The 14,374-nt window shown below is 55.0% G+C and carries 15 protein-coding genes; 11 read left to right on the top strand and 4 right to left on the bottom strand.

Translation table 11 applies throughout. The features are described from left to right. Positions 1-2 precede the first annotated feature (2 nt). From BKD70_RS17240 to BKD70_RS17205, 8 genes are all read left to right on the top strand, one after another. Positions 3-977, top strand: a complete 975-nt coding sequence (locus BKD70_RS17240; protein WP_047275300.1) for a GDP-L-fucose synthase — start codon at positions 3-5, stop codon at positions 975-977. After that, positions 937-1,452: a GDP-mannose mannosyl hydrolase gene (locus BKD70_RS17235; RefSeq protein ID WP_275296557.1), complete on the top strand. Its 516-nt coding sequence runs from the start codon at positions 937-939 to the stop codon at positions 1,450-1,452. The genes BKD70_RS17240 and BKD70_RS17235 overlap by 41 nt, the downstream gene beginning before the upstream one ends. 19 nt (positions 1,453-1,471) lie before the next feature. After that, a complete protein-coding gene (locus BKD70_RS17230) occupies positions 1,472-2,887 on the top strand; it encodes a mannose-1-phosphate guanylyltransferase/mannose-6-phosphate isomerase (RefSeq protein WP_047275296.1) in 1,416 nt (471 codons plus the stop codon). 4 nt (positions 2,888-2,891) lie between these two features. After that, positions 2,892-3,641, top strand: coding sequence for a glycosyltransferase family 2 protein (locus tag BKD70_RS17225; protein ID WP_047275295.1), 750 nt, complete (start codon positions 2,892-2,894; stop codon positions 3,639-3,641). 5 nt (positions 3,642-3,646) lie between these two features. Then, the gene (locus BKD70_RS17220) at positions 3,647-4,615 is read left to right on the top strand and encodes an NAD-dependent epimerase/dehydratase family protein (RefSeq protein WP_047275382.1); all 969 of its coding nucleotides are present in this window, start codon (positions 3,647-3,649) and stop codon (positions 4,613-4,615) included. A gap of 39 nt (positions 4,616-4,654) precedes the next feature. Beyond that, positions 4,655-5,674: a glycosyltransferase family 4 protein gene (locus tag BKD70_RS17215; protein ID WP_047275293.1), complete on the top strand. Its 1,020-nt coding sequence runs from the start codon at positions 4,655-4,657 to the stop codon at positions 5,672-5,674. A gap of 73 nt (positions 5,675-5,747) precedes the next feature. Further along, on the top strand, positions 5,748-7,745 hold the full coding sequence (locus BKD70_RS17210; RefSeq protein WP_047275291.1) for a nucleoside-diphosphate sugar epimerase/dehydratase: 1,998 nt from the start codon (positions 5,748-5,750) through the stop codon (positions 7,743-7,745). A gap of 109 nt (positions 7,746-7,854) precedes the next feature. Further along, on the top strand, positions 7,855-8,187 hold the full coding sequence (locus tag BKD70_RS17205) for a helix-hairpin-helix domain-containing protein (protein ID WP_047275289.1): 333 nt from the start codon (positions 7,855-7,857) through the stop codon (positions 8,185-8,187). Between the two features lie 57 nt (positions 8,188-8,244). On the opposite strand, the gene BKD70_RS17200 is transcribed toward BKD70_RS17205, so the two are convergent. Both BKD70_RS17200 and BKD70_RS17195 read right to left on the bottom strand, forming a co-directional pair. Beyond that, positions 8,245-8,808, bottom strand: a complete 564-nt coding sequence (locus tag BKD70_RS17200) for a TetR/AcrR family transcriptional regulator (protein WP_047275287.1) — start codon at positions 8,806-8,808, stop codon at positions 8,245-8,247. A 133-nt stretch (positions 8,809-8,941) separates the two neighbouring features. After that, entirely contained in the window at positions 8,942-9,109 is a 168-nt protein-coding gene (locus BKD70_RS17195) for a DUF2897 family protein (protein ID WP_070413256.1), read from the bottom strand. A 230-nt stretch (positions 9,110-9,339) separates the two neighbouring features. On the opposite strand from BKD70_RS17195, the gene pyrF reads away from it, so the two are divergent. Next, entirely contained in the window at positions 9,340-10,038 is a 699-nt protein-coding gene (gene pyrF, locus BKD70_RS17190) for an orotidine-5'-phosphate decarboxylase (RefSeq protein WP_047306953.1), read from the top strand. Between the two features lie 84 nt (positions 10,039-10,122). Here the strand turns inward: pyrF and BKD70_RS17185 are convergent, their stop codons facing one another. Then, the gene (locus tag BKD70_RS17185) at positions 10,123-11,127 is read right to left on the bottom strand and encodes an NADP-dependent oxidoreductase (protein WP_047275283.1); all 1,005 of its coding nucleotides are present in this window, start codon (positions 11,125-11,127) and stop codon (positions 10,123-10,125) included. Positions 11,128-11,298: 171 nt separating this feature from the next. On the opposite strand from BKD70_RS17185, the gene BKD70_RS17180 reads away from it, so the two are divergent. Continuing rightward, positions 11,299-12,060 carry an SDR family oxidoreductase gene (locus BKD70_RS17180; protein ID WP_047275281.1) on the top strand — a complete coding sequence of 254 codons (762 nt, stop codon included), beginning with the start codon at positions 11,299-11,301 and terminating at the stop codon, positions 12,058-12,060. 53 nt (positions 12,061-12,113) lie between these two features. On the opposite strand, the gene BKD70_RS17175 is transcribed toward BKD70_RS17180, so the two are convergent. Continuing rightward, a complete protein-coding gene (locus BKD70_RS17175) occupies positions 12,114-13,304 on the bottom strand; it encodes a benzoate/H(+) symporter BenE family transporter (RefSeq protein WP_047275280.1) in 1,191 nt (396 codons plus the stop codon). A 228-nt stretch (positions 13,305-13,532) separates the two neighbouring features. On the opposite strand from BKD70_RS17175, the gene BKD70_RS17170 reads away from it, so the two are divergent. After that, positions 13,533-14,300 (top strand): GntR family transcriptional regulator, encoded by a 768-nt coding sequence (locus BKD70_RS17170; protein WP_047275278.1) that lies wholly within the window; start codon positions 13,533-13,535, stop codon positions 14,298-14,300. The last annotated feature ends 74 nt before the right edge of the window (positions 14,301-14,374 follow it).

Below are 14,374 nucleotides of genomic sequence, written 5' to 3'. Positions count from 1 at the left end.
CTGTGTCCCGGGATCTTAATGAAGCAGTACTGGTAGTCGGGTATCGCGGAATGGTCGGTTCGGCCATTGTGCGGCGTTTGCGGGATCTGGGTTATCAGAATGTTTTGACTGTTGGCCGTGAAGATTTGGATTTACTGGATCAGCAAGCGGTCAAGGCTTACTTCAACGCTCATCAGATTGATCAGGTGTATTTGGCTGCTGCAAAAGTGGGTGGTATTCATGCGAATAACACGTATCCCGCAGATTTTATTTACGACAATCTGATGATTCAGGCCAATGTCATTGAGGCCGCTCATCGCGTAGGCGTACAGAAGTTACTGTTCCTCGGATCTTCGTGCATTTACCCCAAGCACGCTGAGCAACCAATGACCGAGCAGGCGTTGCTCACAGGCACTCTGGAACCAACAAACGAACCGTATGCCATTGCCAAGATTGCCGGTATCAAACTGTGTGAGAGTTACAACCGTCAACACGGTCGTGATTACCGAAGTGTGATGCCTACCAATCTGTATGGCCCGCATGACAATTATCACCCGGATAACAGTCACGTCATCCCTGCTTTATTGCGCCGCTTTCATGATGCTGTTCAGCAAGGTACAGAGGAAGTCGTGATCTGGGGCAGTGGGCAACCGATGCGTGAGTTTCTCCATGTTGATGACATGGCTGCTGCCAGTGTTCATGTCATGGAGCTGGATGCTGATATTTACCAGGCCAATACCCAGCCAATGCTGTCGCACATTAATGTGGGTACCGGCATTGATTGCACCATTCGTGAGCTGGCAGAAACGATCGCCAAGGTTACCGGGTTTGCGGGGACACTGACTTTTGATGCCAGCAAGCCTGATGGCGCACCCCGCAAGTTGATGGATGTATCACGCTTGCGCTCTATGGGTTGGGAGGCAAGTATTGATCTGGAGACGGGTCTGGCAAATGCCTATGAGTGGTTTGTTACTCACCGGCAAGCGGTGCGAGGCTGATATGTATTTGGAGCATGACACCTTCAAAACGGTTGTCGACTCCACATGCCTGGTTTCTATCGACCTGGTCATCACGCGTAGCGACGGTCGAGTTCTGCTCGGCCGTCGAGTCAATCGACCGGCGCAGGGCTATTGGTTTGTTCCGGGCGGCCGAGTCTTTAAAAACGAGTCACTGGATGCGGCATTCTCACGTTTGACGGCACTTGAGCTTGGTACCTCTTTTGAACGCACTAACAGTGCTTTTTTAGGTGTTTACGAGCATTTTTATGACAACAGTGTGTTTGAAGCTCAACCGGTGCAAGTAAGTACTCACTACGTGGTCATGGCGCATCATGTGAACCTGGCGGAGTCGGTGGAGTTAAACCTGCCTTCTGATCAGCATGCGGCCTATGTGTGGTGGACGCTTGACGAAATAAAAGACAGCCCACTTGTTCACCATTACACTCGTGCCTATTTGGCCGCGTTGACCCAGTAAGAATCAAAGGATGATTTCGATGTTTGTTCCAGTAATTATGGCGGGTGGTTCGGGCACCCGTTTGTGGCCACTGTCCAGGCAGTTGAACCCCAAGCAGTTCCTGCCGCTTGTTGATGCTGATTCCACCATGCTTCAGGCTACGCTCAAGCGTCTTGAGGGATTGGATCAATCGATGCCTGTGCTGATTTGCAATGAGCACCATCGTTTTCTTGCGGCAGAACAGCTTCGGCAAGTCGGTATGGAACAGGCCACCATCATTCTTGAGCCAGTAGGCCGTAATACGGCGCCTGCGATCGCCCTGGCTGCGATGCAGGCTACGCGTGACGGCGCTGACCCGATTATGTTGGTGCTGGCTGCAGACCATCTGATTAAAGATGTAGCAGCGTTTCAGGCAAGTGTCCTCATCGCCTTGAATCTTGCACAGACGGGTAAGTTAGTGACCTTTGGGATCACGCCTACACACCCGGAAACCGGTTACGGTTATTTGCAAATGGGGCAAAGCGTAGGTGAGGGCGGTTTCGAAGTCAGCCAGTTCGTCGAAAAACCGGATCTGAGCACAGCCCAGGCGTACTTGGCAGACGGTGGGTATTACTGGAACAGCGGCATGTTTATGTTCCGAGCAAGCCGCTACCTTCAAGAGCTTGAGGTGTTCCAGCCTGATATTTTGGCTGCTTGCCGCGCGTCTCTTGAGCAAGGCCAAACGGACATGTTTTTCACCCGCGTGAACAGCGACATCTTTGGGGCTTGCCCGGATGATTCGATTGATTATGCGGTGATGGAGAAGACGGCGCATGCTGTCATGGTGCCACTTGACGCGGGTTGGAGTGATATCGGTTCCTGGTCTGCACTCTGGGATGCTGGTGAGAAATCAGCTGACGGCAATGTCATCAAAGGTGATGTGCTCTCAGAAAACACAACTGGGAGTTACGTTCACGCTACTCATCGATTAGTCACAACGGTGGGTATAGAGAACATGATTGTTGTTGAAACCAAAGATGCAGTGTTGGTTGCTCATAAAGATCATGTACAAGACGTCAAGAAAATTGTCGATCAATTGAAGAGTTCCAAGCGCCACGAACAGGTCAATCACCGCGAGGTGTACCGCCCTTGGGGTGTTTACGATTCAATCGATAACGGTGAGCGGTATCAGGTCAAGCGGATAACGGTCAAACCCGGCGAAAAGCTTTCTGTTCAAATGCACCACCATCGCGCAGAACACTGGATTGTCGTGAGTGGCACGGCGAGCGTCACCAATGGTGATAAAACGTATCTTGTGACCGAAAATCAGTCTACCTACATTCCGATAGGGCAAATTCACGCGTTGGAGAATCCTGGCATGATCCCGCTTGAATTGATTGAGGTTCAGTCGGGTTCGTACTTGGGTGAGGACGATATTGTCCGCTTCGAAGATATCTATGGTCGTGTGAAGGGTTGATGCGTTGAAAATTTCCATTGTTACCGTTTGCTATAACAGCGCTGCCACGATCCGCGATACGCTGGAGTCCGTACTGTCACAGACTTACAACAATATTGAATATATTGTTGTTGATGGGGCTTCTAAGGATTCCACGCTCGACATTGTGAATGAGTACGCAGGCCGGATATCGACAATTGTCAGTGAACCTGACAAAGGTATTTACGATGCCATGAATAAAGGCGTCAACCTGGCAACGGGCGATTTTGTCGGAATTTTGAATTCGGATGACATTTTCGCCAGTGCAACGACGATCGAAAAGCTTGTTGAGTTTTTGCTTGCCAACCCCGGTTGTGACGCATCTTATGCGGATTTGGTATTTGTTGAACGCGATAATACGGATTCGGTAACCCGTAGATACTCGTCAAAGAGTTTCTCGCCCTGGAAGGTGCGCTTTGGCTTCATGGTGCCTCATCCGACGTTCTATGCCCGCAAAAAGCTGTTTGAGCAGTATGGTGTTTACAAGTTGGGCTACCGAGTGTCAGCCGATTTTGAATTGATGGCGCGCTTTATTACCCGCCGTATCAACTTGCAACGCCATGATGCAGTGATGGTAAAAATGCGGGAAGGGGGTATCAGCACAACGGGGTTTTGGTGGAAAGTTCATCAAAACATGGAGATTGTACGTGCCTGTAAAGAAAACGGGATCTATACCAATATTTTCATGGTTGCAATGAAGATTCCTTTCAAGCTCGCCAGTTATATCTTCAAGTGAAGCCCATGAAAACCCTATTGTTAACCGGAGCAACTGGTTTTGTAGGCTCTGCTTTGTTGACGCATCTCTGTGCACAGACTCAGTATGAGGTGCGCGTTGCTACCCGGTCTGAGCCTGCTGCAGATTTGGCACAAACGTTCAAAACATTCAACGTAGGCGATTTTTCATCCAGCCCAGACTGGGGGGAAGCACTCGCAGGTGTCGACTGCGTCGTTCATATGGCGGGGCGTGCGCATGTGATGGCACGCGAAAAAGATGCGCTCTCACTCTTTCGTAGAGCGAATACGGATGCAACCCTCGTACTGGCTCGCCACGCGATTGAAAAGGGTGTTCAGCGATTCGTTTTCATCAGCTCAATAGGGGTTAATGGCGCCTATACACCGTCAACGGCGTTTGATGAAACCTGTCCGGCGAATCCCCATGCCGATTACGCGATTTCTAAATTTGAGGCTGAAGAAAGCCTGAAGGCGTTGTGTGATTCGCATGCCATGGAGCTAGTCATTATTCGGCCTCCATTGGTGTATGCAGCCCATGCACCAGGTAATTTTCAGCGTTTGCTAAAGCTGGCTTCTACGGGTGTGCCTCTTCCATTTGGAGGCGTGCGTAATAGCCGAAGCATGGTCGCATTGGAGAATCTGGTTGATTTCATTTCGCTTTGTATGGTCCATCCACGGGCTGCAAATGAACTTTTTCTCGTCAGTGATGGCATAGATATCTCAACGCCTGACTTGGTCCGGTGCATCGGCCGCGGTATGGGGCGCCGGATTGTGATGTTGACGATTCCGGACCCGATGATGCGGCTCATGGCTTCATGCATCGGCAAGCAGAATCTGTACACACAGTTGTGTCGCTCATTGACGGTTAATTCCACCAAGGCTCGTCAACTTTTGGGGTGGATTCCTCCCGTTACCACTGAGCAAGCACTGGTCCAGGCAGGTCGTGAGTACATTAACGCCAGATCAATTCGATCGTGAAATGAAAGGACAGGGGCAGTGCTTTATGGAGTGTTGTAAATGATGTGGGTACTTTTATTGGTTGCAGGTTTGGCTGCATTGCTTTTGACGGGTGCGCTAAGGCGCTACGCCTTGGCCAACAGCTTGATTGACACTCCCAATGCTCGTAGTTCGCATACTGTCCCTACGCCTCGCGGTGGGGGCGTAGCCATTGTCATCAGTTTTTGTGTAATGCTCCCTGTGTTCGCGTTCATGGGCGTGATTGATGGGGCCATGACGTTGGCGCTGCTGGGGGCTGGCATTGGCATCGCAGTGCTGGGTTTTCTGGATGACCACGGCCATATTGCTGCGCGCTGGCGGTTATTGGGGCATGTGCTAGGTTCTGTGTGGGCTCTGTTCTGGCTCGGGGGCTTACCTGCGGTCACAGTCTTCGGGGCAAGCATTGACCTTGTCTGGTTAGGGCATATCGGTGCCGTTTTGTACCTGGTGTGGATGCTTAATCTGTATAACTTCATGGACGGTATAGACGGGCTTGCCAGTGTCGAAGCCATCACTGCGTGTTTGAGTATCGTGCTCATTTACAGCCTGTGTGGTTTTGCTGATTTGATCTGGGCGCCTGCTTTATTGGCAGTCACTGTGGCCGGTTTCTTGTGCTGGAACTTTCCACCGGCCAAAATTTTCATGGGCGATGCCGGTAGCGGCTTCCTCGGCATAACCCTCGGTATTCTGTCGCTGCAGGCCTCATGGGTATCCTTTAACCTGTTTTGGGCGTGGATTATCTTACTGGGCGTTTTTATTGTTGATGCCACGTTTACCTTGATTCGACGCCTTGTTCGCGGTGACAAAGTGTATGAAGCGCATCGCAGCCATGGTTACCAATTTGCCTCGCGTCGCTACGGTAAACATCTGCCGGTGACCTTGGCGGTGGCAGTGATCAATGTGTGTTGGCTACTGCCCATCGCTCTTTGTGTCACCTTGTTGGGGCTAGATGGTCTGCTGGGTGTGCTGTTGGCGTATTTGCCTTTGATTTTGTTGGCTGTCAAGTTTCAGGCGGGCGAGCTGGAAGTTGCCAAGCATTAACGTGTGTGCGGACCTGTTCAGGTTATAGCTTTTTGTAATCCGTTTTACGCGGTTAACGGTGGTAGAGGAACTTATGGATAAACTTCGGTCTTACTTGCTAGCTTTACCGCGGCGTTATAAACGTGTTTTACAGATAGGCACAGATGTAGTACTGGTCTGGCTTGCACTCTTGCTGGCATTTCTCGTGCGCCTGGGCGTCGACGATATGATCAATCCGGTCAAGCTGCACTTTTGGCTGTTTGTCGCCGCGCCGCTCGTAGCCATCCCTCTGTTCATCCGCTTCGGCATGTACCGTGCCGTGATGCGTTATTTCGGTAACGACGCGCTCATCGCCATTATCAAAGCGGTCAGTCTTTCTTCTTTAATATTGGCCGTCGTCGTGTATTGGTACAGCAATCACGACAATGTCGTCCCGCGTTCGATCATTTTCAACTATTGGTGGTTGAGTCTGATCATGCTCGGGGGCTTGCGTCTGGGGATGCGTCAGTATTTTCTCGGTGACTGGTTCGCCGCTGCTCAGCATGTGCCCTTTACCAGCCGTGATGACGGTCTGCCGCGTGTTGCCATTTATGGCGCAGGCGCTGCCGGTAATCAGTTGGTCGCGGCGTTGCGTATGGGGCGGGTCATGCGGCCTGTGGCGTTCATCGATGATGACGAGAGCATTGCCGATCGGGTGATTTCAGGGTTGCAGGTGTTCAAGCCTGATCATATTCAGCAGATGATTGATCGCACCGGCGCACAAGAGCTGCTGCTGGCAATTCCTTCTTCTTCCCGTGGTCGACGCCGCGAGATTCTCGGCCTGCTTGAAGGGTTCCCGCTGCACGTACGCAGTGTTCCCGGCTTCATGGATTTGGCCAGTGGCCGGGTGAAGGTTGACGATATTCAGGAAGTGGATATCGCTGACTTGCTCGGAAGAGACGCGGTGCCGGCCCAGGGCGAGCTGCTTGAGCATTGCATCAAAGGCCAGAGCGTCCTGGTTACGGGCGCAGGCGGTTCCATCGGTTCCGAGCTGTGCCGTCAGATTCTGGCTTTGCGCCCGACCACGTTGCTGTTGTTTGAACACAGTGAGTTCAACCTTTACAGCATCTTGTCGGAGCTTGAGCAGCGGGTTAATCGCGAATCGCTTTCGGTCAGGGTGTTGCCGATTCTCGGGTCTGTACGCAACCAGTCGAAATTGCTGGATGTGATGCGCACCTGGAATGTGGACACGGTTTATCACGCGGCGGCGTACAAACATGTGCCGATGGTCGAGCACAATATCGCCGAAGGTGTGCTGAACAATGTCATCGGTACGTTAAACACGGCTCAGGCGGCGTTGCAGGCTGGCGTGGCTAACTTTGTACTGATCTCGACCGATAAAGCCGTGCGGCCGACCAATGTGATGGGTAGCACCAAGCGTCTGGCGGAAATGACATTGCAGGCTTTGAGTCGGGAAGTGGCTCCGGTGTTGTTCGGCGACAAAGCCAATGTGTCGCACGTCAATAAAACCCGCTTTACGATGGTGCGCTTTGGCAATGTACTGGGCTCTTCGGGGTCTGTGATTCCGTTGTTTCACAAGCAGATCAAAGCCGGTGGGCCTTTGACCGTCACTCACCCGAAAATCACCCGCTATTTCATGACCATACCCGAGGCCGCGCAGTTGGTGATTCAGGCGGGCTCCATGGGGCAGGGCGGTGATGTGTTTGTGCTCGACATGGGCGAGCCGGTACGCATCGTGGAACTGGCCGAGAAGATGATTCATTTGTCCGGCCTGAGCATCCGTTCTGACAAGAACCTGCATGGCGACATCGAGATTGAATTCACCGGCCTGCGCCCTGGTGAAAAGCTATACGAGGAATTGCTGATAGGCGACAACGTGGTTGCGACTCAGCATCCGATGATCATGAGTGCCAACGAAGACATGTTGTCGTGGGAAGAGCTGAAGAACCGATTGTCCAGTTTGCTGGAAGCTGTCGATAACGATGACTACACCCGCGTTCGTCAGTTGTTGCGCGATACCGTCAGCGGTTATGCCCCAGAAGGTGAGATCGTGGACTGGATCTACCAGCAGCGTCGTTCTGAGCCTTCCTGAGGACATACCCTGCAATTGACACATTTTTGACACTCGCAAGCCATCGTCTAGGTTTTGAGGACAGCTCAGGAAAGCTGTTTCCATTTAACGATGTATTGGAGTGTCAATTATGCGTATCACCCTTGTTCCTTCGTTTGTCATGGCTGTCTTGTTGGGTTTTTCGGGGGCTGTTGTGGCCAACACTGCCCCGGCGTCGCCAGCCCCCGTGGTGTCTGAAGCCGTGATCAGCCCTGAAGCCCAAGTCGTGACCATCAATTTGAACACCGCTGATGAAGCAACCCTGCAGCGTGAATTGTTGGGCGTCGGGGCTGCCAAAGCCAAGGCGATCGTGGCTTACCGCGAAGCCAACGGTGATTTTGCGTCAACGGATGAGTTGATGGAGGTCAAGGGCATTGGTAAGGCGATATTCGAGAAAAACCGGGACAAAGTCGCGATTAACTAAGCGATCCCGTTGAATGAAAAAGGCCAGTCATTGACTGGCCTTTTTGCATGTTGGGGGTCAGGCCGACTTGCCTGAGGCTTTCAACGATGTGCGGGTGACCTCGAGGATTTTCCCGCGAAGCGCTTCGCTTTGCGCACCGCGCGCGAGTACGAGTGCTCCCACCAACGCGGCAAACAACACAATGCTTTGATCTTCGGCATCTGGCCCTTGAAGTTCGGCCTGGATTTGTTTGAGGCGAGCGTTGATGACGTTGTCGGTGATGGCACTGCGGTTGCCGTTCTGCGCCATCTCGACCGACATGGTCGGCAGTGGGCAGCCTTCATGGGGGGAGGTGAGGTGCCAGTCGGACAAATACGTATCGATGAAGGTAGGCAGCGGGCTCGGACCGTTGAAGAGTTCAGCGCAGCGTCCATCCACTTCCTCCGCCGCGTGCTGAAGGGCTTTGTCGACCAGCTCATCCTTGGAGGCGAAGTGGGCGTAAAAGCCGCCATGGGTCAGTCCCAATGCCTTCATAAGAGGTTGCAACCCCGTGGCGCCTATGCCGTCACGTCGAAAGCGTGTGGACGCTTCCTCAATGATGCGCTGATGGGTTTGGGCCTTATGGTGTTGGGAGTACCTCATGACGGCTGTCTCTTGATTTCAAACAGCCATCATATGCGTCAGTGCGTGAGCAGCGCAGTGGTCTATTCATCCAAACGCGTGTAGGCAATTGGCTATGAGAGCGCACGACTCATCCCTTGCGCCGGCCGGGACGTTAGTTGTCTTTCGACTCCTTGGCGTCCATTTCGGCGTTGCGTTGCGCCACGCGTTTACGCTGTTCGTCTGTGAGTTCGACTTTGTTGGCGGTGTCACGCAGGGTCATGAGGCCGCCCACGATGGCGCCAATTGCAACAATCAGAATTAACCAGGCATACCACGGCATAAGACTCTCCTTGAATGATCGTTCATCCGGGCTTCAGGGGCCCGGCGAGTGGCGTTATGTAGCTGTGAGTGCCCGCAGGCGTCAGTGGTTCAATTGTAGGCCGCTTATACCGCGACGCATGTTTAATGTTCGGCACCGACTAATATGGTGAATTTACGATCATCGGGTGCCGGTGAGCGGTTGGTTCCGCTACAATGCGCGCCGATTTCGACCAGCCTGAGAACCCGCTAATGTCCGATTGCCAGACTCCTATTATCGTCGCCCTGGATTTCCCTACGCGTGACGCCGCATTGAAACTGGCCGATCAGTTGGACCCCGCGCTGTGCCGCGTGAAAGTGGGCAAAGAGTTGTTCACCAGTTGTGCCTCGGAAATCGTCGGGACACTGCGTGACAAAGGTTTCGACGTTTTTCTGGACCTTAAATTTCATGACATTCCAAACACCACGGCGATGGCTGTCAAAGCGGCTGCCGAGATGGGCGTGTGGATGGTCAACGTTCATTGCTCGGGCGGCATGCGCATGATGGCGGCGTGCCGTGAGGTGCTGGACCAGCGCTCCGGGCCGCAACCCTTGCTGATTGGTGTCACCGTGTTGACCAGCATGGAGCGCGAAGACCTTGCAGGTATCGGTCTGGACATCGAACCCCAAGAGCAAGTGCTGCGCCTGGCAGCCCTGGCACAAAAAGCCGGGATGGACGGTCTGGTGTGTTCTGCGCTGGAAGCCCAGGCTTTGAAAGCCGCGCACCCTTCGTTGCAACTGGTGACGCCGGGGATTCGTCCTGCGGGCAGTGCGCTGGATGATCAGCGTCGCATCCTGACGCCGCGTCAGGCCCTGGAGGCCGGTTCGGATTACCTGGTTATCGGGCGTCCCATCAGCCAGGCCGCAGATCCTGCCAAGGCGTTGGCCGCGGTGGTCGCAGAGTTGGCGTAAGCGCTGACGCTGCCTTGCAGGTGTCGATGCCTTCGCAATGAACGTATCGACACCTGTGCGACTTAAGACTGTTGACGAGCGCGTTTAGACTTTCAACACCAGCTTGCCGAAGTTTGCGCTGTTGAACAGTTTCATCAGGGTCTCCGGGAAGGTTTCCAGCCCGTCGACAATGTCCTCCTTGCTTTTCACTTGGCCCTTGGCCAGCCATCCCGCCATTTCTTGCCCGGCCGCTGCATAGCGATCGGCGTAGTCCATCACCACAAAGCCTTCCATGCGTGCGCGATTAACCAGCAACGACAAGTAATTGGCCGGGCCTTTCACAGCCTCTTTGTTGTTGTACTGGCTGATGGCACCGCAAATCACCACCCGCGCCTTGACGTTCAGACGACTCAGCACGGCATCGAGAATGTCGCCGCCCACGTTGTCGAAAAACACGTCGACCCCATTAGGGCATTCACGTTTAAGGCCAGCAATCACGTCTTCGTTTTTGTAGTCAATAGCGCCGTCAAAGCCCAGCTCGTCGGTCAGGTAGGCGCACTTCTCTTGACCGCCTGCAATGCCGACCACGCGGCAACCTTTGAGTTTGGCGATTTGCCCGGCAATGCTGCCGACTGCACCGGCCGCACCGGAGATCACCACGGTGTCTCCGGTTTTGGGCGCGCCGACTTCGAGCAAGGCAAAGTAGGCGGTCATGCCAGTCATGCCCAACGCGGACAAATACACCGGCAGCGGCACCAGTGTCGGATCAACGGTGTAGAAGCCGCGAGGTGCGCCGAGGAAATAATCCTGCACGCCCAGTGCGCCATTCACGTAGTCGCCCACCTTGAAGTCGGGATGCTGGGAGGCGATGACCTTGCCCACACCCAGCGCGCGCATGACTTCGCCCAAGGCCACCGGTGGAATGTAGGACTTGCCTTCATTCATCCAGCCCCGCATGGCCGGATCGAGGGACAGGTATTCATTTTTAACCAGCACCTGCCCTTCGGCGGGTTGGCCCACCGGCACTTGCTGATAGGTAAAGGTGTCACGCGTTGCTGCACCGACTGGGCGTTTGGCGAGCAGGAACTGGCGGTTGGTCAAATCGGTCATGGCACAGACTCTTTAAAAGGCAAAGGGTGTTGATAGACGTTATGCGGTCGGACATCAAGTGAATGTGTGTTCACGAATGGTTTTTTATCAGTGGTGATGATGGTAGTGGGCAGTGCGTTATCACTGAGATAAATAAACGAATGACTGTCTGGGCTGAGGAGGATAAAAACAATGAGCATGACGTTTGCAGGGCGTGTGGCGGTCGTGACCGGTGCCGGGGCAGGCATAGGGCGCGCCACCGCGTTGGCGTTTGCCGCACAGGGCCTGACGGTGGTGGTCTCCGACGTGGATGTCGTGGGCGGCGAAGCGACGGTCCGGCAAATTGAGGCGTCCGGGGGGACAGCAGTTTTTGTGCGGTGCGACGTCACGCAGGAAGCCGATGTCCAGCACCTGATGGAGCAGACGATCAGTGCGTTCGGGCGTCTGGACTATGCCTTTAACAATGCCGGGATCGAAATTGAGCACGGACGCCTGGCAGACGGCACGCTGGACATGTTCGACGCGATCATGGCGGTCAACGTTAAAGGCGTGTGGCTGTGCATGAAATATCAGTTACCGCTGATGGTGGCGCAGGGAGGTGGTGTCATCGTTAACGCCGCTTCTGTCGCCGGGTTGGGGGCGGCGCCGAAGATGAGTATTTATGCGGCGTCCAAGCACGCGGTCATCGGGCTGACCAAATCCGCAGCGATCGAGTATGCGAAGAAAAAAGTCCGCGTGAACGCGGTGTGCCCGGCGGTGATCGACACCGATATGTTTCGCCGTGCCTATGAGGCCGACCCGCGCAAGGCCGACTATGCCGCGGCGGTGCACCCGGTCGGGCGGATTGGCACTGTGGAGGAGGTCGCCAGTGCCGTGTTGTACCTGTGCTCTGAGGGCGCTGCGTTCATCACCGGGCATGCGCTGGCAGTGGATGGCGGGACAATGGCGATCTGATCGCCCCCGAGCGTGCAGCCGCCAACGTGCGGCTACACGGTTGCAGAGGCCGGTTATTTACCCTTCCAGCTCAGAATCATTAAAGTCAGCACGCCCGCCACAATCCCCCAGAAGGCCGAGCCCACCGAGAACAGCGTCATGCCCGACGCCGTGACCATGAACGTTACCAGCGCGGCCTCGCGTTCTTTGGATTCGTTCATGGCGATGGTCAGGCCGTTCATGATTGAGCCGAACAGCGCCAACGCCGCAATCGACAGCACCAGTTCTTTGGGAAAGGCCGCGAACAGGCCGGCCAGTGTTGCCCCGAAAATCCCCGCAATCCCGTAAAAAATGCCGCACCACACGGCCGCGGTGTAACGCTTGTTCGGGTCTTCGTGGGCGTGCGGCCCGGTGCAAATGGCAGCGCTAATGGCAGCCAGGTTGATGCCGTGGGAGCCAAACGGTGCCAGCAGCAGTGATGCCACCCCGGTGGTGGTGATTAGCGGGGAGGCGGGCACGGTGTAGCCGTCTGCGCGCAACACCGCCACCCCCGGCATATTTTGCGAGGTCATGGCCACGACAAACAGGGGGATGCCGATGCTGATCGTGGCGGCGAGCGAGAAGGACGGCGTGGTCCATTCCGGTACCGCCACCTCAAGGGCGAAACCGTTGAAGTCCAGCAGCCCCATCAACCCTGAAATCAGCGTCCCGATCAACAACGCGCCAAGCACCGCGTACCGCGGGGCCACACGCTTGACGATCAGGTAGGTGAAAAACATGCCCAACACCAGCCCGGTTTGGTGCTGGGCGGCGACGAAGATTTCACTGCAAATCTTGAACAGAATCCCGGCCAGCAGGGCGGAGGCCAGTGAGGCCGGAATGCGTTTGACCAGACGCTCAAAACTGCCAGTCACGCCGCACATGATGACCAGCACCGCGCACGTGATGTACCCGCCGATCGCCTCGGGGTAACTGACACCGCCCAGGCTGGTAATCAGCAAGGCAGCGCCGGGGGTAGACCAGGCAATGGTGATCGGAGTGCGGTAGCGCAGCGACAGGCCGATACTGCAAATCGCCATGCCGATCGACAGCGCCCAGATCCATGAGGAAATTTGCCCACTGGTCAGGCCGGCCGCCTGACCCGCCTGAAACATCAGCACCAGCGTGCTGGTGTAGCCGGTCATCATCGCGATGAAACCGGCCACCACGGCGCTAGGCGAACTGTCTGCCAAAGGGCGTAAACGCAGAGGGGTGGCGTCAGTCATCAAAAGGGATTCCTTATTCTTTAAAAGGATGGAGCAGGGCGCCAGCCTAAACGCAAAAGTTACACTTCATTGCAATACAGCCGTGACTGCAAACAGCCGTACAGTCGTACTGGCAATCTGGGTTGTGTACAATGCGCGCTGTTTTTTAGTATTAATTCATTACCAGCGGTGCCCGTTTACCGACTAACGTAAACCCTCTTACGCCGCCGCTATCCCACACGAGACCTCATGAACGAACAGTTGCAGCCCCTCAAGAAACCCACCCGCACTGGCAAGGCCGGTCGCAGCGGCACTCAGGACGATATTGTCTACGCGCACATTTTTGAGGCCATCCTCGAACAGCGATTGGCGCCGGGCACCAAGCTGAGTGAAGAAGCGCTGGGTGAAATTTTTGGGGTGAGCCGCACCATCATTCGCCGTGCATTGTCGCGTCTGGCCCATGAAGGTGTGGTGTTGTTGCGCCCCAACCGCGGTGCCGTGGTGGCCAGCCCCAGCATTGACGAAGCGCGGCAGGTGTTTTTTGCCCGGCGTCTGGTTGAGAAAGCCATCACCGAACTGGCCGTCGAGCACGCCACTGCCGAAGACCTTGCCGACTTGCGCAAGATGGTCCAGGACGAGCGCGACAGTTTCTCGCGCGGGGACCGAGGCGCAGGGATTCGGCTGTCGGGCGAGTTTCACCTCAAGCTGGCCGAAGCGGCAAAAAATGCCCCGCTGATCAGCTTTCAACGCAGCCTGGTGTCCCAGACCTCGCTGATCATTGCGCAGTATGAGAGCGGCAACCGTTCCCACTGTTCTTATGACGAGCACATGCAACTGATCGACGCGATTGAAGCGCGTAACGGCGAGCTGGCCGTGAGCCTGATGATGCACCACATGGATCACATCGACAGCAAACTCAACCTCGACGAAGAAAGCGCCTCGGACGATTTGCACGCTGTGTTTTCGCATTTGCTGCAAACCAAAGGCAAACCGGCACGTCCCTCGGCCAAGCTGTAACGGGGTGCGTGCAGGCGGTGAACGGGCGCCAGCGTCCGTAAACCCTGGCCCCGATATCCCAAACACATGACGGA

Source organism: Pseudomonas sp. BS-2016, from assembly GCF_001806145.1.
Classification (GTDB): Bacteria; Pseudomonadota; Gammaproteobacteria; order Pseudomonadales; family Pseudomonadaceae; genus Aquipseudomonas; species Aquipseudomonas lundensis.
Note: the sequence above shows the minus strand (reverse complement) of the source record. Positions and strands in the feature narration are given on the sequence as shown.